Here is a 17,199-nt window from a genome sequence, read left to right on the forward strand (position 1 = left end):
CTTCCGTCTCCCCCTTCATGGAGGCTCATATGGAGACTGGGGTTAACCCAGGCCCGGACAGGCATGTTGATCGGTCCTTCGCGCTTTGGCCGATCTGTTAAGCGAGATTGTTCGTCAACGCGCGGAATAAAGCAGACTTCCCGGCGTCCACATCAGCTCAACGGAGATAGACAATGCGTGGAATCCCATCTGCCTTGGTCCTGGTCGCGCTTATGGCAACCGGTGTCATCGGCGGAGGGATGATGTGGTCGCACCCCTCACGGGGAGCCTTCCAGCCGCAAACCTCCTTTGACGCGCTTATGACGCACTCCATGGAGCGGATGCACGCCGACATGGCGCTCGATCCCTCCGGCGACCCGGACCGTGACTTCGCCGCGATGATGATCCCGCACCACCAGGGCGCCATCGACATGGCCAAGGCCGAACTCGCCTTTGGACGTAATCCCATCCTGCGCCGGCTTGCCCAGGGCATCCTCGTCGAACAGCAGCAGGAAATCATGGTGATGCAGGGCGCCCTGGCTGACCTGCCATCACCCGCGAAAGGGCGCAATGTCAGGGACGACCACCATCACGGCGCGACGGAGGCTGGCCGTTCGGATCATGCACACGGAGAGACAGGACGATGAAGACGGTCGCGACACTTGCGGTACTCGCCGCCTTGATGACGGGTCAGGCACTCGCCGGCCAAGCACCTGGGCCCGCAAATGCCCCGGACGTGCCAGTGAGCCACCGCGACCGCTTCTACACCTCGGACCAGTTCTCCAACACGGTCTCTGTCATCGACCCGGCTGCGAACAAGCTCCTCGGCGTCCTTCGCCTTGGTGACACCACCCCGGCGAACCTTAGCCCGCTCTACCGCGGCCAGCTTCTCGTTCATGGCATGGGCTTCTCGCCAGACCATCGCACGCTGCTGGCGGTCTCCATTGGGTCGAACTCGGTCACCTTCATCGACACTGCGACTAACACGGTGCGGCACACGACCTATGTCGGACGCTCGCCGCACGAAGCCTTCTTCACGCCCGACGGCAAGGAGGTCTGGGTCACTGTTCGCGGCGAGGATTACGTCGCTGTCCTCGACGGCATCACCGGCAAGGAGACCGGACGCATCGCCGTGCCCAACGGTCCGGGCATGACAATCTTCTCGCCCGATGGGCTGTACGGCTTCGTCTGTTCCAGCTTCACACCCGAAACGGTCGCCATCGACGTAAGATCCCATGCCATCGTCGGGCGGATCCAGCAGGAGAGCCCGTTCTGCCCCGACATCGCGGCGACGCCAGATGGTGAACAAGTTTGGTTCACGCTGAAGGACGTCGGTCGCACGCAGGTGTTCGAGGCGAGGCCGCCGTTCAGATCGCTGAGGACCATCGAGACGGGACCGATCACCAACCACGTTAACATCGTGCGGACGAAGGCCGGGCAGTTCGCCTACGTCACGGTCGGCGGCCTCAACGAGGTCAAGGTGTTCCGCACCGACGACTTTTCGCAAATCGCGACGATTCCCACCGGCTCGCTCCCACATGGCCTGTGGCCTTCGGGCGACGGCAGCCGAGTCTATGCCGGATTGGAGAACGCCGACAAGGCTGCCGTGATCGATACCGCGTCGAACACGGTCGTGGCCGAGATCCCCATTGGCCAGGCGCCGCAGGGTGTCGCCTACGTGCCCGGCGCCGTGCCGGAGGGGACGGGCACCGATAATCTCCAGCCCCTCGGTGTCGCTGGCCAAACGAGCATGCTGACGCTCGTGGACCAGGACGGGAAGGCCGCCACGCAGGTGACCCTATTCGACCAGGGGCCGCTCCAGACGCTCCAGGCCGCCGTCACCGGCCTCGAGCCGAAGCAGCCTTACGTGCTGGCATTGTCCTCCGACCGGGATGGCACGGGAAACGTCGAACCGCTTGCCACCTTCATGACGAACCCAGCCGGAGCGGCCATCGTGAATGCCATCGGACCGATCAGGCAGATCACAAGGATCGAGGGAGATTCGCCGCGCCGGCACATCGTCATCCTGCCCGGAAAGCCGGGCGTGACCGGCAACCCGGCTCAGACCCAACTCGATTGACGGCCGGTGGCCGCATCGAAAGCCCGCAGCTTGGACAGTAAGGATCCTGATATGCCGACCTTCACGACACGCGATGGCACCGCGATTTTCTTTAAGGACTGGGGCACGGGCCAACCGGTCACCTTCAGTCACGGTTGGCCGCTCAATGCGGACGCCTTCGAGGACCAGATGCTGTTCCTCGCGAGCCACGGATACCGGGTGGTCGCTCATGACCGTCGTGGACACGGTCGGTCCGACCAGCCTTGGACCGGCAACGACATGGACACCTACGCGGACGATCTCGACGCGCTCATGGATCACCTCGATCTCAAGGACGCGGTGATGGTCGGGCATTCGACCGGCGGTGGAGAGGTCGCCCGCACAATCGGACGCCATGGCTCTGGCCGCGTCGCGAAGACGGTGCTCGTGGGCGCGGTGACGCCCTTGATGCTCAAGACGGAAGGCAATCCGGGGGGGCTGCCGATGGAGGTGTTCGACGGCATCCGCTCCGGGGTCGCCAAGGACCGGGCGCAGTTCTTCAAGGATTTGTCCGGCCCGTTCTATGGCGCCAATCGACCGGGTGCGGAGGTCAGCCAGGGCCTACGTGATACCTTCTGGCTCCAGGGCATGATGGTCGGCCTGAACGGCGCCCTCGATTGTATCAAGGCATTCTCCGAAACCGACTTCACCGAGGATCTGAAACGCATCGACGTGCCGACCCTGATCATCCATGGGGACGACGACCAGATTGTGCCCATCGACGCAGCGGGCCGCGCTGCCGTGAAGCTTGTGAAGGGAGCGGTGCTCAAGGAATACCCCGGGGCTCCCCACGGGCTCGCTGCCACGCGTAAAGACCAGCTCAACGCCGATCTACTGGCCTTCATTCGCAGCTGAGGGAACGGACGCCGGGACCACTGTGGCTCGTACCTGGGTGGTCCCCATCCAGGAATCGGTACCGCCATGACGCCTGTTGCCACCTTCGAGTTCATCCTGCTCCTGCTGGTTGCGGCGCTCTGCCTGCAGATCCTTGCAAAGCTCTCCAGGATGCCACCGTCTGCCGCCCTGATCGTCGGTGGCATCGCCTTGGCGTTCGTGCCCGGCCTTCCTGCCTTCAGCCTCGATCCTGATCTTGTGCTGGTGGTGTTCCTGCCACCGCTGTTGATGGACGGCGCCTACCTCACCGTGTGGTCGGACTTCCGTCGTCACTTCGGCGGCATCCTCGCCCTGGCGGTCGGGGCGGTGCTGTTCACCACCGCGCTCGTTGGGATCGTCACCCACTGGCTCGTCCCGGGCTTGCCCTGGGCCGCCTGCTTCGCCCTCGGCGCGGTGGTCTCGCCACCCGATGCCGTGGCGGCCAAGGCTGTGCTGTCCCGCGTCAGGCTCCCGCGACGCCTGACCGTGCTGCTAGAAGGCGAGAGCCTGCTCAACGATGCGACGGGTCTCGTCCTTGTACGCTTCGCCGTCGCGGCGTCCCTCACCGGGACCTTCAGTGCCTCCGATGCCTTCCTGAGCTTCTGCGGCCTCGCACTCGGTGGCATCATTGTGGGTGGAGTGATCGGGTTTGCCTGGATGAGGCTACTTCGTCTCCTCGACGACACCTACCTCATCATCGCCTCCTCATTTCTGCTATCCTGGGTGGCCTACATCGCCGGGGAGGACCTGCATGTGTCGGGCGTCATCGCGACGGTCGTCGCCGGCATCCTGTTCGGGTGGTGCCAGCATGAGATCTTCACCGGTGACGTACGCCTGCGCGGGACAGCGACGTGGCAGGTGATGGTCTTCCTTATGGAAGCCATGGTCTTCGTGCTGATCGGCCTTTCGCTGCGCGGCGTCATCGAGCGGCTCGGCGGCGGCGAGGCAGCCATCCGTACCTTGGCGCTGCCGGTCGCAGGTATTGTGGCAGCCGTCATCCTATCCCGATTCGCATGGGTGTTTGGCTCTGATGTGATCGGCAGCACGGTCCGGCAACTCCTCGGTAGGTCCCCGGCCCGCACATCACCGGCCACGTCGCTGGTACTCAGTTGGGCCGGCATGCGGGGCGTCGTGACCCTGGCCATCGCCTTAGCCCTCCCGGAAACGATGCCGGGTCGAGACCTGATCCTGGCAGCGGCCTTCGGCGTGATCCTTGTGACTGTTCTCGTTCAAGGAGCAACCCTCGGACCGCTGATCCGTCTTCTTGGGGTGCGTTCCACGGAGGTGCTTCCAGAGGACGTCCTCAGTCCCGCTTCGGCACGAGCGCATATGGCCCGCATCCAACTGGCCGAGGCCGAAAGGCTGTCACGCGACGCGGACGGGGCCGTTCGCCATCCCCGAATGCTGGAACAGTATGGCTTCCGGGCAAGCACTTTCGAACTCTTGGCCACGGGGTCGATGACAGATGCGCACGACCGGGCGGACCGTTTCCGCATCGTCCTTGCCACTGTGAAGGCGGCCCGCGCCGACATCCTTCGGCTGCACCGGGCGGGACGGATACAGGACAAGACGCTCCACGCCCTTGAGCATGACCTCGATCTGCAGGAGATCTCTGCAACGAATGGCAGGCGCTAAGAACGTAGACCTACTGCGCAACCCTCCAAAGCTTTCGCATTCGGGGCCTGGAGGTGCCCGCTTCAATATCGTTTCACCCACAACGTCCGTTTCACCCATTTCTGGCCGTCCGGTTGAGCTTGAGTCTATGTCCGCTTTCAGGAGACTCTTACAATAACATGTACGATTGAGCTGGGTCGGGTCCTGACCGTCCACTCTATGACCATGTTGGGTGGAATGCGGTCCGGCTGCTTTCGATCAGAAGATGCCATTAGGTAGCCTATCGTGGAGGTCATGGAGCATCGGCCGATTGCGCCACGAGGGGCAGCTTGCCTAACCTCTCACCCCGGATGGACCAGAGCCTCCGCTCCTGAACACCGCAGACTGTCCCAAATCATCTGACGACGGACACTTGAGTGTCCAGGCGGCGCACAACATGAACACGGCGCCGAACAGGTACCATTGCAGTTCGAGCCACGCGTTCGAGGAGGTGCCGAACAGCTTGCGCACGATCGCGTTCAGGGTGGACACGATCACTGCAGCCACGATCGCCCACGCGGCGGCCTTACCGATCCGCTCATTGAGCACGTCAATCCACTGGCTCAAGCGGAGCATGCGCGTCCTCCTCACGGGGTCGTTATTCGACGCCCCTATAAACTTTCTAGCGCGAAGCTCCGCCGAGATCAGCACGCGTTGTGAGAGTTCACAGTCTTTGTTACGGTCACCCGCGTCTAGGCGCCTGTCCCACGCATACCCGCGTCCGCGATCCGATCGGCGTGGGACGCCAGGATGTCCATGGCCGCCCTGGTGCCGACGTTCGTCATCGGCCGCCAGCGGCGCGTTCGGCCATGACGACGGGCATCCGCAAGGGACGCCATCCGCGAATGGCGAAGCTCGCCGCCGAGCACGGGGCGGACATCGAGCTTCGATTGGGCCATTTCCTTGGGCTAGCGAACGGATCGGATTGACGACTGCGATTCCCGAAACGTTTCTGCCTGCCATTCGGCGATCAGACGCTCGGACTACTGCTACGAGTGGACGGTGTTGATGTCCGCTTGGAGCTTCCATCGACAAAAGCAGTCGCACCGCTTTCCACCCGTTCCTGTCGTACCCTCTGTCCCGCTCTGCGGCCTGGAAGCGGACTTTCCAGAACCTGCCAAGGGTCGAATGTGGTCGCTAGAAGCTGAAGGACCAAGGGAAGAGAAGGCGTTGGCCCGGGACCCTTCGAGTAGCCCGAGGTCTACAAGCATGATGCCGGCTAATGCCTACCCGCTCTTTGTTCTGAGCGCAGCATGTCGTGCGGAACGATTGCGCGCCCCTCACCGGAGACGGCAGCGGACCCGCGTTGGTGGTTCTTGGCCCGGTAGAGAGCTTCGTCGGCCCGTTTCATCAAGCCGCTGCGGCTCGCGATTGTCACGTTAAAGTGGCAGGCCCCGATCGTGGCCGACACGGTGATGACGCGTGCTTCCGTTTCTACATCGTGGCGTAACGTGGCGAGGAGATGCCCAAGGCGCCGTTCTAATTCGGCATCGTCAAGGCTCTCGGACAAGACGAGAGCGAACTCGTCGCCGCCTAGCCGAGCCGCAAGCCCGTCCGCTCCGCAGGAGGCCTGGAGCTTCTCGGCCATCACTCGTAGGACGTCGTCGCCGGCAGGATGCCCACAGGCGTCATTCACGGCCTTGAAGTGGTCGAGGTCGATGAGCAGAAGGACGAAGCCACTATCATTCTCGCGTACCAGCCGAATTCGCTCATCGAGAAACAGGTTGAGGCGGCTTCGGCTGGCGAGGCCCGTAAGGTCATCGGTCTGAGCGGCGTGGCGAAGGGCCTGCTCCATGGCGTGCCGGTCTGTGATGTCCTGAAGCACCCCAATCAGGGCCACCGCCTCATCAGCACGGAATTCCAGTTCGCCCTTTAAACGCACGCGCAAGGCCTCGCCTTGAGCATTACAAAAGTCGCTCTCGATGTCGAAGGACTCACCGCTCGAGATTGCGCGCGAGACCGCCGTCTCGATCATGATGCGTCCTTGTGCCGAGTAGAAATCGAGGACTGCTTCCAGGGACACTTCGTTGCCCACTGGCATTCCATGAATGGCATAGGTCTGATCCGAGTAGGCCATGACCTTCGTGCGAAGGCAGAGTCTCCACGAGCCGATCCGGGCCATCCGTTCTGCCTGACGAAGCTGGCGGTTGCTCCGGTCAAGTGCTTCCAGTGTCCGACGGCGCTCTTCCGCGAGCCGGACGAGCGCGAAGGTATTGCTGCGGGCTGTCAGTAGGGCTTCGGCAAGCTGCGCGAGGTCCCGAAGAACCGTCATGCCAGCCTCATCCAGTTCCCGCGGCTGACGGTCGATAACGCAGAGCGTAGCCACAGCGATGGGCCCGGCACCGTGCGGGCGTTCGACGCGAATTGGCATGCCGGCATAGAAGCGAATGTGCGGGTCCCCCGTCACAAGGGGATTATGGGCAAAACGCGAATCGACTGTTGCATCGGACACGACAAGCAGGTCGTTGGCCTTGAGTGCATGAGTGCAGAACGCGTCCTCACGCGGGGTACCGTCGATACTCAGTCCGCAAACGGCTTTGAACCACTGCCGGTTCTCATCCACCATCGGAACAAGGGCGATGGGACATTCCAGCACTTGCCCGGCAGTCCGTACCAGGGTATCGAACTCATGCTCGGGCGGCGTGTCGAGGATGCCGAGGCCCCTGAGGCAAGCGAGCCGTTCGGCTTCACTTACGATTGCGTGCATCATTCCCCACCAATGAATCGCGCAGTTTAACACCCCCTACCACTATGTACGGCATCTGACCGAACTACATTCAGTCCGGCAGCGACCTGTGGAAGGTCTATTCCTGGTTGTGGTCAGCGCTGCCTGGAACATCCCCTGCAGTTACCGTTTTGCTCTCTTAGTCGTGTTTTGCGGGTAAGGGGAGCTTATCGGGTGCAGAGATACGGATCTTCGTTCGGTATTGGAATTGTGGCTGGGATGCGGAGCATGTCCGCGTGCGCTGCCCTGAGCTGGGCGGCATCCCAAGGGCGAACGCGGGATGTACCCATTCCCCATGGTCCAGGCTCGCGCGCAGTTGCGACAGCGGCAGCACTGGCCGAAATGGCGGGCGACAAAATGCCGTTCGCACCTGACCGGCGCATCCCTCCGTCGTTCGCATTACGGCTATGCATTGGTACGGTTGGCGGGTGGGCATTGGCTGGGCAAAGGGCATCGCCAAAAACCGGAGCAATGGCTGGGGTGGCAGGCACGATTGCCGGCACGCTCCTTGGGCGAGCCATGCGGGGACCAGACTCACGTACGACGGCGGGCCGCTCCAAGGGCCTAGCCGAGGATGCAGCTGCCGCTGTCCTCGCGACATTTGTGGTCGCTTCGGCGGAGCGCCGTTCCGGCACAATCACGACCGCTCCCTCAACCTCCGCTCGGAAAGCGGACCCTCAAGACGAGCGCACCGCGCGACTTCGCCAAAACGTTCAGCGAGTTAACGCAGTAAGAGCTGAGGGATAGCTTTCCGCATCCGGGAATAGCCTCGATTCGACAACGGCCAGGCTGCCTCGTCCCAGGCCCGTCGTAGGCGCAGGCAACCCTCTGGTAGCGCCGTGGCGGATGGCCCGACCGGTGCCCAGGCGGTCACGACTGGTAGGCTGTCCGCCCAACCACTAACAGCAAGGCCAGCCGGGCATCCGAAAAGGGGTTCGGCTCGCGCTAGGGCATCCGCCATCGCGGCTTCATCCGCGGCCTTGACCCGGTCTGAGGCGCTCTCGGCATGGGCAACGAGCCCACCGATACGGACGACCCGCGCGGTGCCAAGGCAGAGGCTCTCCGGGTGCAGGTCGTCGAGGTGCAGGAGGAGCGCGACCTCGCTGTTGGGCATGGCATCGACCAGCGGCAACGGCATTTCTCGGGGCGGCATCGGCTCGTCGAGGGCGTCGGGGTACTCATCGAGGCCGACCGGGTCGAAGCGTCCATCAGTATAGCGACGGATATTCTCGGCGCGGGCAACGTAGTGCTTGCCCCGGGTGTGTAGGCCGGCGACCCAGCGCCAGGAGAGCGTATTGCTCGCCGGATCGCCATCGACGAGGTGGCGCATGAAGAATTCGGCACCGATGGCCCAGGGCAGGCGCAGGGTGAAGATCCAGGTCGAGGCGAACCACATGCGCGCATGGTTGTGGAGCCACCCTGTCTCTACGAGTTCGAGGGCCCAGGCATCAAAGCAGTCGATGCCGCTCCGCCCCTCAATCGCAGCCTCATAGGTCCGCCGCAGGCCAGGCTCGACGGCGAGACGCTCATGACCCTCGGCGGCCAGCGCAAGGTACCCCGTCCAGGCGGCAAAATGGGTTTCCAAATGCCCCTTGAAGTAGGTCCGCCAGAATACCTCGCTGACGAACTTCTCGGCGCCCTCATTGCCGAAAGCAGCGACGGCCGCACCCACAACCTCGGCCTCGGTGATCAGGCGTCGGCGGAGATAGGGCGAAAGCGTCGAGGTGGTTGGCCGTGCTTCGGGACCCAGGTCGAAATTGCGAGCCCCGGCATATTCGGCTCCCTCATGTTCGAGAAAGGCGGCGAGACGTTCGAGCCCGGCGGCACGAGTCATTGGGAAACTGCGATCCATGACCATGACTTAGCGCTGGGCGGGGAGATGCCGATGCGACCTATTTTCGAGGGTCGGGGGAACTGCTGTGCGTAGGGCCGCACGCGATACAGGTCGATAACGGGCCTAAGTTCGTCAGGAAGGCGCTCGACCGCTGGGCCTATGAGAAGGGCGTCACGCTGGACTTCTCGCGGCTTGGCAAGCCGACCGACAACGCGCTGGTCTAGTCGTTCAACGGTTTGCGCGACGAGTGCCTGAACGCGAACTGGTTCGTGTCGTTGGCCGACGCAAGGAGCAAGATCGAAACGTGGCGGCGGCAGTACAACGAGAGCCGTCCTCACATAGCCCTGGGGTGGCTGGCGCCCCAGGAATTCGCGTTGGCGACGGCCCAGCAGGCCGCCGGATGAGACCCGGAGGCTCACCTTTCGACCGGACCAAGATCCGGGGGACCCTCATTCGATTTTCACGTTCTGCCCAGACGTTTCGCGTCATGAAGACTGTTAGGCCTGGGCTCACGGGTTCTGCCGCTCGTCAACCATGCCTCCCCGGCACATTGCGGGATTGACGGTTGCACCGAAACGCTGCTACGAAGCTTGCATTGAGCGCCTGAAGAAGCCGTTTGTTTATAGGGCATTAAGGGTGGGGGCGGCGAATCCCCCCCCCTCTCCGCCATTTGCCTATCCATAGTCGTCCGCTCGCATCCCTAAGCCCACTGACAAACCAAGGCTTTTTCGAAGCTGAGGGTTGCCAGCGTCCACGCATGTCCGTCACAAGCCACGTTGCCGGTGTGGGTAGAAGTGGGGGAAGGATGGCCGCGCCTGGAAAGCTCACTGCGCTGGCCGTATCCCGCATGCGCGATCCCGGCATGTACGGCGACGGCGGTGGCCTTTGGCTCCAGGTGTCCGGCGTCGGCGCCAAAAGCTGGATCTTCCGCTTCACGATGAATGGCCGCTCCCGCGAGATGGGGCTCGGCTCGTTCGCTACCTTCACCCTGGCCGAGGCTCGGGAGAAGGCACTCGGCTGCCGGAAGCTGTGTGCCCAGGGGATCGATCCGACCGAGGCCCGCCAGGCTCGACGAGGAGAGGCCCGGATCGAGGCGGCCAAGGCCATGACCTTCCGTCAGTGCGCCGCCGCCTTCATCGACGCGCACAAGGCCGGTTGACCTCGCCAACATGCATGAGTTGATCGACCTTCAGGATGCACAGGCGGCAAAGGCTGCCAGCATCAGGATGAAGGAGATCGACGCGAGCCGAAGGAAGACCCGCTGATGGTCATCGAAGAACTCGTTGCGAAACTTGGCCTCAAGTTTTCCGGCGGAAACGACACAGCGAAGTTCATTCGCGAGCTCGACAGGATCAAGCGAGCGACGAAGGACGTCAGCGAGGGGTTGAACGTCGGCCTGAACGCTCGCGCCACCGGCCTTTCTCGCATTTCAGGTGATGCGGATCGTGCAGCCCGCTCGCTCCGGGCGATGCGTCGAGAAGCTGAGCGCATGGCCCGTGTTCGGATCGGAGCGGTCGGCATTCCTGCTCCAAGCCCCACCGGTGGGCGAGGCCCCGGAGCAGCACGTGTGGCCGCGAGGGCAGCCGAGACCGGCGGCGGAGGGTTGAACCTCGTCGCGACCCTTGGCGGTGTCGTGACCTCGCTCAATCGGTTCGGCACTCTGGAAGCCGCTCAGATCGAACTGGCGAAGACCACCGAAAAGACGAAGGAGGAGACACAGCCGGCCGTTGATCGCTTCCTGACCGAGGGACCGAAGTACGGTACCACCGGCAAGGCCCTGGTCGGGGCCGCCGCCGCCTACGCTGCCGCTGGCGTCCCCTACGACACGTCCATCGCTTCGGCCGAGTTGACGGCCAAGGCGGCGCAGGCTGTCATCGTGTTCATGCAGAACCTCGGCGTGAAGGTCGAGCAGTTGGAAACCGCCTTCGACTACTCGATCAAGGGCGGCAAGCTCGGGAAGGCCGAGTTCAAGGAGTCGGCCAGCGTCATGCCGGAACTCGCGGCATCGGGTTACAAGATTGGCCTTGAGGGGCTGAAGGGCGTTCGCGACATCATCGCGGCCTTGACCGTCGTCCGCGAGGGCACGGCGACCACGGCGCAGGCCGCCGACTTCCTGCGCGACTTCATGGAGAAGATGTCCGCGCCGGTCACGGTGAAAGCCTTCAAGAAGGCCGGCATCGACATCGAGAAGGAGATGAAGGACGCAGACAAGAATGGCGTCTCTCGCATGGATCGCACGCTCGATCTCGCGGCCCGCTACAGCAAGGGCGACGCCTTCCGCGAGGCTGAGAAATTCGGGGATCTCCAGGCCTGCAACGCTATGAGCGGCCTACTCAAGAAGCGCGACAAGTACGAGGAGTTCAAGGGCACCATCGAGCGCGAGGCGCCCGGCACGATGCAGGTCGATCTCGCGAAGACGATGGACGGCTTCAACAGCAGCGTCGAGCGGGCCGGGGCGACGCTGGATCGTGTCATCGTCCGCCTCGGCGAGATGATGGCGCCGGCCGCGAAGGCAGCCTTGGACATGGGAAGCGCAGCGCAGCAGGCTGTCGCCGACGGTAAGAGTTCGACCTCCGCGGAGACGAATGCCACGGTCGAGAAGCTGAACCGCATGCTCGGTGCCCCGCCGACCTACAAGCGCATCCTCGGTGAGTATGGCGGCATCACCGCGAAGGACTTCAACGAACGGTATGCGGGCGCAGCTGAACCAAGCAAGCCAACTTTTACCCTCCCTCAAATCCAGGCCGTCGCAGCGATCCTAGACAAGCGGTCGGCACCGACAGCACGGGGCGCCGACAGTGCCGCCAAATCCGCCCCTGCAACCCCAGCTCAGAAGCCGGCCTTCAATCCGCAGGCTGAAGGTATGACGCCGCCCAAGTTTGGATCGCCATCCGATCGCATGAGCTGGCTGAGCAAGGGCGCGGCCGGGGGCACGACGATTACGAACACCGACACCGACACCGGCAACGACCACCGGACCCAGACTGTGAACATCCACCAGACCGTCAATGACCAAGCGCAGGTGGCTCAGGCGGCAGTGACCACGGCTAAGAATGCGATCTCGTCGATGGGGGCATCCCTGGTGAAGGGAAACCTTCTCACCACGGGAGCGACCACCGCACCCTAACCTTTGGGCGCCCGCCAGATCCAAACGACTCGGAAAAGCGAACTGAACCGACAGGTCTTGGGACCATAAGACCTCCACGGTGAAGGATGAGGCCGCGTTCCACAGAACAGACAAGGACGGCCAGGGTTTCCCCCGGCCGCTGTACTACATATAGCCGAACGACTAAGTCAGTGGCGGCGTTTCGCTTAGATGCTCACCCAGCCCTGCTGCAGCACCGAAGCGAGATGATCCTGAGCCTCGGCGCTCTGGGTGATCGAGACAGCGACATCAGCACGGGAGGTACCGTTGTCCAGTGCTGTCTTATAGTTAGCAAAACCACCCGCGTCGGCTTCGCGCCCGAAAGAGTTTTCGTAAAGCTCATCGACAAAGTCGCCATTGCTCAAATTAGCGAATTTAGACTGGTACTCTGCGGAATTGAGGAAGTTCTGAGCTGCCTGCACTATCGTTCCGCCATTCTCCAAAAAGTCTTCAAGGTTCGCGACCCCCGCAGCATCCCCAGGGCGATCCAGCAGCCCGAAATAAAGCCGTCCAGCGGCGGAAGCTTCCGCGTCCGGAACGTAGATCCCCGTTTCGTCAACGGTCAGACCACTGAAGTTCTCTGCCGAAAGGGAAAGGTTTGCCGCGATTGTAGCCCGCGACGTTCCCCCGTTGAGTGCTGTTACAGCCGCGTCGAAGCCATTCTGGTCCGGGGCACGGTCGAGAGCCGTCTGATATATTTCGTTGACGAATCCCGCGTTGGTCTCTGCGTCCACATCCCCGAAACGACCTGTATACTCGCCTGAATTTAGAAGTGCGCTGGCGACGTCAGTGACGGAGCCCCCGTTCTTCAACAATTCTGAGAAAGTAGTAAGACCGGATGTGTCGACCTCGCGACCTAAGATGCCGTCGTAGAGAGCGGCAACTTGAACGCCCGTGCTATCTGTCCCTGTCTCGATGCTACCGTATAGGTCGGGTTGAAGACCGATCTTGACGTCAGTGAACCGAAACTGATCGATGTTGGTCAACGTATCAACACACTCTGCCCCGCTAAAGGTGGTTGTAGTCCCACCTTGCAGGAGGAGTGCGTCGGCGAACCGGGTGGTAAAGATCGCCGTGTTGAAACCGGAGCCGCCATTGATGGTATCGTTGCCGCCACCGCCAATAAACGAGTCGTTGCCTGCGCCCCCATTGAGCGTGTCATTGCCGGCACCGCCAACAAGGAAATCATTTCCGCTGCCAGCAGAGACCGTGTCGTTGCCCTGGCCGGCATTGTAGTAAAAATCTTGCCCGGCGCGGAATGGCGGGAAGAAGGTTAGGTCGTCGTTGCCGTTTGTACCCAGTACTACGCCCTCGAACGTGCTGCCACGCTGAGTACCAGATACGAGATCGCGGACGTCGAAGGTGATGCCCTGCGTTCCGGCGACGAAGGTGATGCCCTCATCGTCGTAGCGGGAGATGGGCCCGGTCAGATTGCCGTCAGCATCCTCCGCCTGGACGCGGACCGCGAGCCCGCCATCCTGGTTGGTCAGGCTGCCGGCATCGTTGGTGTTGCCGTTGCCCACCTCGGCCGAGGTGAAGGTGAGGCGAACGTTGCCGGTGCCACCGTCGTTGCGATCGAACCGAACAGTGTCGTTTCCAGCACCCAAATCCACTCGGTCACGACCATCGGTGTAGACGTTGACGCCGAATGTGTCGTCGCCGTCGCCCCCAGACACGATGTCGGTCGCGGAACCACCACTAATCGTGTCATTGCCGGCGCCAGTTGAGATGACATTTCTGCCGCCGCCGCCATACACGACATCGTCGGCCGATCCGGTGGTGAGCGTGTCGTTTCCGTTTCCACCCGTCAGCTGCGCCCGGACATTGCCGGTATCGACCACATTGTCGCCGGTGTCGGACAGGTTGAAGTTCACCGACTCAAAGCCATAGATCACGGTGCCGTCGGACGCCCTGCCCGTGCCATTCTCATCGAGGGTCAACCTGATCGGGGTTGCCGAGCCGGCAACCGGTCCGTTGAAATTGAAATTCAACGACAGGGAATCATTGCCCTCGCCGCCGACCAACCGATCGAGCTTGCCGCCAGTCACCGTGTCGTCGCCCGATCCGGCGCGAACGACATCACGCACAGGATTGATCGAACCTGCGAAGATGTTTGCGGGGCGATCGACCGAGTCGATCGTATCGTTGCCGCCGAGGCCATTGATGGTGTCTTCTTCTTCGGTGCCGTTTAGGACATTGTCGCCGTTATCGCCATTGATTGTAGCCATCGCGTCGTCTCCCTTGCTCGCGGCCTGAGATGCACATGCGGCTCGCAGGTTTGCGGCAAGGCAGTTACGCGCCCGCCATCGAAACGGTTTCAAAGTTAATTCATGATATTTGTTGGTTTCTTGGCGAGTGTCTTGACTGTGTTTAATGAGTCGCAGCTATGCCCTTGAGAAAATAAATGGAGATACAGCGGATTAAATCCACAACTGTTCCACGCTGTCCGCCATCGCTCGCCGGTCTCGACACTGTATTCATGTCTTCCTCAGCCTCACCCCCGGCCCCTCACCGTTCTGCTCGATGAAGATGACCCCGGCGGCCTCGAGGGCGGCCTGGAGTGCCGTGATAGTTCGGCCCTTTAGCTCCTCCCCCGCTTCGAAGCGTGAAATTGTGTTGGTCGACACCTGCGCTTTCTCGGCAAGCTCTCGAATGCCAATTCCCAGCCCAGCACGAGCCATCCTGCACTGAGCGGGCGTCAAATCGCGTCTCCGTTTCGAATTAGCGTTGAAACTGCGATTTCAGCGTCTATTTTCGCAACATAGTAGCGAAATCGCTGCTGAACGCAAGAGAGCCGGCGATCTTTTCAGGTCCCCTGCATCTCCATCCACGCCCGCTTCCCCTTCAGCCCCGGAGCACGCCGGTTATGGCAACGCCCACGCTCGCCCCTTTGTATCTGAAACGCCGCCCCAGTGACGGCCTCTACTCACGCCAGGCGCCCATCCTAGAGCCGGATGAGCATGGCCCTAACGCCGGGGAGGATTGGCTTGTTACCGCTCTCATCCGCCCCGAAACGTACCACGTCCGGGCGCCTCGCTACCTCGACATGGCCGGCGACTTCGCCTCGGCCGTCATCATCATCGCCGGGGGCGTGTTCGCCTACGGTTTCGCGCATCTGGCTTGAAGGAGGCCCCGTCATGAAAAGCTTCAGCTTCACCAACCTCATTGCCCCCCATCCCCAGAGGGCGTCCCTGCGCGAGCGTGCCGCCTTGCTGAAGGTATCCGCTGCCCGTGTGATCCGCCGCTCGAAGCCTGGCGAGGCTGTGCCGGTGCAAGCCGCAGTTCCCGCAGCTCCCTTCGATGTGCTGGGCGAAACCGTCGGCGATGACGGTATGGTGAGCTTCGTGGACATCAACGGCACGCCGCGGCGCGCGCCGGTCGCGGACTGGATCGGGTTCGCTGCGTTGCGCATGAACGCCATCGCACGGCGGGAAGGATCACGGCAGTACAATGCCGTCGCCAACGATCTCAACGTCGACGCAGCATCCGAGTTGTGGGATCGCCTTCGGCGCGAACATCGGCTGGATGGCATCGACGCTCTCGCCTTCCGCTGGCGGAATGTGTTCGAGACCGCCAAGCACTTCGCCATTGGACAAATCGAATACATTGCCGCTGCCGATCGGCAGCGCCTCGCAGGCAAGGCCGATGCGGACGCGGATCTGCTTTCCCTGGGTGAAGCCAGACGGGTCGCGCAAGCCGCCTATGATGAGGTGGGGAGCGTCACGACGTTCTAGATGCTTTAGTCGAAAGACCTGAGATTTCGTCGGCCATAGACTTCCGCCACTCGGACGTGGATCTGGAGCTCGCCAGACTCGCGATCAAAAGGGGAGACGGTCAAGCCTGGTACTATGTGGCGGCTCAACCCGAAGGGGCCTTGCGCCGCCCTCGCTTCAAAGACGTTCGTCGCGATCCTTGCCCCCAAGGACAACCTGCCCGATGACGCCACCGGGGTGGTCGAACAGCATCCTTGGCCTGAGGCGCAGGCCCGAGCCGATGAAATCTGTGCAGCATTTGATCGGTGGCACGCCGACCGCGCAGCGGCCGAAAAAGCCATTGGATTGACGGATGCAAACGACCAGCTCGTGGCCCTCGGCAAGGAATTGGCTCGGCTGGATCGAGAGATTGCCGCGACGACGGCCACGACCTTGGCTGGTCTGCGGGTCAAGGTTCTCGTTGCCCAAGATTACTACGAGGAAGACAAGGACCATGCCGGACTTGCTGCCGAACTCTATCGTGATGTGTTGGCCCTTCAGACTGCATCGTCCGTGCTGAATCGCCGCTAACCGCCCTAATCCGTGTAGGTTTCATGGGTAAGAACGTGGGTAGGCCCTGCTTTGCTGGAGCTAAGCCGGTGATTTATAAGAGTAATAATGGATCAACGAGCGGACCTCTTTTCCGCCAAGTCTTCTCGCCTAGGTGAGCTCCTCCCCGAAAAGTGTCTCTGCCCGTCATGTGTACGGGATTGCACGCGCGTGCCGAGCCGTCACCTTACCCGCAATGGGCGGGGCCCTGTCTTCCAGATCCGGGTACCCAAGGCCTTCGATCCTGGTTTGCGGGTGGCCCCCGATTCGGGTCACGATCGGTCACGTGCCGAATTTGCGGTCGCCCCGGATCACCGATATCCTCACGGGGATGGTGCGTGACGAGTTCGAGCGTATCTGAATTAGCCGATTGAACGCCGTCGACCTGTTGTCACTCGCAGGCAGATCGAGAACCGCCTGACGGGCGCGATTCTGGCGCTGCTTGGTCTCACAGTTCTCGACCAATGCGCGCTGCCCGAGGATATTCGCGAGCCCGCGGTGGACGCCGTCTTCGATGCCTCAAGCCACTTCGGCTGCACGCGCGCGATGAGCCAAGTGCCATCGACCTGCGGGCCCTGGATGGAGGTTCCG

14 protein-coding genes and 3 pseudogenes are annotated in these 17,199 nt (G+C 62.3%); 11 read left to right on the forward strand and 6 right to left on the reverse strand.

Annotated elements, in window-relative coordinates; all coding sequences use genetic code 11:
• Window positions 1-194: 194 nt before the first annotated feature.
• From copM to ACYQOP_RS09960, 4 genes are all read left to right on the forward strand, one after another.
• Window positions 195-626, forward strand: coding sequence for a CopM family metallochaperone (gene copM / locus ACYQOP_RS09945; protein WP_461222272.1), 432 nt, complete (start codon window positions 195-197; stop codon window positions 624-626).
• A complete protein-coding gene (locus tag ACYQOP_RS09950) occupies window positions 623-2,059 on the forward strand; it encodes a YncE family protein (RefSeq protein WP_461222273.1) in 1,437 nt (478 codons plus the stop codon). Before copM ends, ACYQOP_RS09950 begins: the two co-directional genes overlap by 4 nt.
• 51 nt (window positions 2,060-2,110) lie before the next feature.
• Window positions 2,111-2,932: an alpha/beta fold hydrolase gene (locus tag ACYQOP_RS09955; protein ID WP_461222274.1), complete on the forward strand. Its 822-nt coding sequence runs from the start codon at window positions 2,111-2,113 to the stop codon at window positions 2,930-2,932.
• Window positions 2,933-2,998: 66 nt separating this feature from the next.
• A complete protein-coding gene (locus ACYQOP_RS09960) occupies window positions 2,999-4,585 on the forward strand; it encodes a Na+/H+ antiporter (protein ID WP_461222275.1) in 1,587 nt (528 codons plus the stop codon).
• Between the two features lie 390 nt (window positions 4,586-4,975).
• On the opposite strand, the pseudogene ACYQOP_RS09965 reads toward ACYQOP_RS09960, so the two are convergent.
• The 3 genes and pseudogenes from ACYQOP_RS09965 to ACYQOP_RS09975 form a co-directional block, all read right to left on the reverse strand.
• A pseudogene (locus ACYQOP_RS09965) lies at window positions 4,976-5,179 on the reverse strand (TRAP transporter small permease subunit); the annotation flags it as partial.
• A gap of 116 nt (window positions 5,180-5,295) precedes the next feature.
• A complete protein-coding gene (locus tag ACYQOP_RS09970) occupies window positions 5,296-5,502 on the reverse strand; it encodes a hypothetical protein (RefSeq protein WP_461222276.1) in 207 nt (68 codons plus the stop codon).
• A 320-nt stretch (window positions 5,503-5,822) separates the two neighbouring features.
• Window positions 5,823-7,313, reverse strand: coding sequence for a diguanylate cyclase domain-containing protein (locus ACYQOP_RS09975; protein WP_461222277.1), 1,491 nt, complete (start codon window positions 7,311-7,313; stop codon window positions 5,823-5,825).
• Window positions 7,314-7,502: 189 nt separating this feature from the next.
• Here ACYQOP_RS09975 and ACYQOP_RS09980 point away from each other — a divergent pair.
• Window positions 7,503-7,955, forward strand: a pseudogene (locus ACYQOP_RS09980) (hypothetical protein); the annotation flags it as partial.
• Between the two features lie 94 nt (window positions 7,956-8,049).
• On the opposite strand, the gene ACYQOP_RS09985 reads toward ACYQOP_RS09980, so the two are convergent.
• Complete coding sequence (locus ACYQOP_RS09985; RefSeq protein WP_461222278.1) at window positions 8,050-9,180, reverse strand: FAD-binding domain-containing protein; 1,131 nt, start codon at window positions 9,178-9,180, stop codon at window positions 8,050-8,052.
• 77 nt (window positions 9,181-9,257) lie between these two features.
• On the opposite strand from ACYQOP_RS09985, the pseudogene ACYQOP_RS09990 reads away from it, so the two are divergent.
• The 3 genes and pseudogenes from ACYQOP_RS09990 to ACYQOP_RS10000 form a co-directional block, all read left to right on the forward strand.
• A pseudogene (locus tag ACYQOP_RS09990) lies at window positions 9,258-9,566 on the forward strand (integrase core domain-containing protein); the annotation flags it as partial.
• Between the two features lie 401 nt (window positions 9,567-9,967).
• Window positions 9,968-10,321: an Arm DNA-binding domain-containing protein gene (locus tag ACYQOP_RS09995; RefSeq protein ID WP_461222279.1), complete on the forward strand. Its 354-nt coding sequence runs from the start codon at window positions 9,968-9,970 to the stop codon at window positions 10,319-10,321.
• Between the two features lie 105 nt (window positions 10,322-10,426).
• A complete protein-coding gene (locus ACYQOP_RS10000; RefSeq protein ID WP_461222280.1) occupies window positions 10,427-12,289 on the forward strand; it encodes a phage tail tape measure protein in 1,863 nt (620 codons plus the stop codon).
• Window positions 12,290-12,474: 185 nt separating this feature from the next.
• Here ACYQOP_RS10000 and ACYQOP_RS10005 read toward each other — a convergent pair whose 3' ends face one another.
• Together ACYQOP_RS10005 and ACYQOP_RS10010 are read right to left on the reverse strand one after the other, a co-directional pair.
• Window positions 12,475-14,535, reverse strand: coding sequence for a DUF4214 domain-containing protein (locus ACYQOP_RS10005; protein WP_461222281.1), 2,061 nt, complete (start codon window positions 14,533-14,535; stop codon window positions 12,475-12,477).
• Between the two features lie 249 nt (window positions 14,536-14,784).
• Window positions 14,785-14,988, reverse strand: a complete 204-nt coding sequence (locus tag ACYQOP_RS10010; protein WP_461225275.1) for a helix-turn-helix domain-containing protein — start codon at window positions 14,986-14,988, stop codon at window positions 14,785-14,787.
• Window positions 14,989-15,173: 185 nt separating this feature from the next.
• Here ACYQOP_RS10010 and ACYQOP_RS10015 point away from each other — a divergent pair, with 185 nt between their 5' ends.
• From ACYQOP_RS10015 to ACYQOP_RS10025, 3 genes are all read left to right on the forward strand, one after another.
• Entirely contained in the window at window positions 15,174-15,431 is a 258-nt protein-coding gene (locus ACYQOP_RS10015) for a hypothetical protein (protein WP_461222282.1), read from the forward strand.
• A gap of 13 nt (window positions 15,432-15,444) precedes the next feature.
• A complete protein-coding gene (locus ACYQOP_RS10020) occupies window positions 15,445-16,041 on the forward strand; it encodes a hypothetical protein (RefSeq protein ID WP_461222283.1) in 597 nt (198 codons plus the stop codon).
• 114 nt (window positions 16,042-16,155) lie between these two features.
• Entirely contained in the window at window positions 16,156-16,590 is a 435-nt protein-coding gene (locus ACYQOP_RS10025; RefSeq protein WP_461222284.1) for a hypothetical protein, read from the forward strand.
• Window positions 16,591-17,199: the final 609 nt, after the last annotated feature.

Source organism: Methylobacterium sp. CM6247 (assembly GCF_054817925.1).

What these genes read in the sequence shown, in the direction of transcription:
- ACYQOP_RS09960 (WP_461222275.1), top strand. Translation starts at nt 2,999, where the DNA reads ATGACGCCTGTTGCCACCTTCGAGTTCATCCTGCTCCTGCTGGTTGCG.
- ACYQOP_RS09975 (WP_461222277.1), bottom strand. Translation starts at nt 7,313, where the DNA reads ATGATGCACGCAATCGTAAGTGAAGCCGAACGGCTCGCTTGCCTCAGG.
- ACYQOP_RS10010 (WP_461225275.1), bottom strand. Translation starts at nt 14,988, where the DNA reads ATGGCTCGTGCTGGGCTGGGAATTGGCATTCGAGAGCTTGCCGAGAAA.
- ACYQOP_RS10015 (WP_461222282.1), top strand. Translation starts at nt 15,174, where the DNA reads ATGGCAACGCCCACGCTCGCCCCTTTGTATCTGAAACGCCGCCCCAGT.
- ACYQOP_RS10025 (WP_461222284.1), top strand. Translation starts at nt 16,156, where the DNA reads ATGTGGCGGCTCAACCCGAAGGGGCCTTGCGCCGCCCTCGCTTCAAAG.
- ACYQOP_RS09955 (WP_461222274.1), top strand. Translation starts at nt 2,111, where the DNA reads ATGCCGACCTTCACGACACGCGATGGCACCGCGATTTTCTTTAAGGAC.
- ACYQOP_RS09970 (WP_461222276.1), bottom strand. Translation starts at nt 5,502, where the DNA reads ATGGCCCAATCGAAGCTCGATGTCCGCCCCGTGCTCGGCGGCGAGCTT.
- ACYQOP_RS10020 (WP_461222283.1), top strand. Translation starts at nt 15,445, where the DNA reads ATGAAAAGCTTCAGCTTCACCAACCTCATTGCCCCCCATCCCCAGAGG.
- ACYQOP_RS10005 (WP_461222281.1), bottom strand. Translation starts at nt 14,535, where the DNA reads ATGGCTACAATCAATGGCGATAACGGCGACAATGTCCTAAACGGCACC.
- ACYQOP_RS10000 (WP_461222280.1), top strand. Translation starts at nt 10,427, where the DNA reads ATGGTCATCGAAGAACTCGTTGCGAAACTTGGCCTCAAGTTTTCCGGC.
- ACYQOP_RS09985 (WP_461222278.1), bottom strand. Translation starts at nt 9,180, where the DNA reads ATGGATCGCAGTTTCCCAATGACTCGTGCCGCCGGGCTCGAACGTCTC.
- ACYQOP_RS09995 (WP_461222279.1), top strand. Translation starts at nt 9,968, where the DNA reads ATGGCCGCGCCTGGAAAGCTCACTGCGCTGGCCGTATCCCGCATGCGC.
- ACYQOP_RS09950 (WP_461222273.1), top strand. Translation starts at nt 623, where the DNA reads ATGAAGACGGTCGCGACACTTGCGGTACTCGCCGCCTTGATGACGGGT.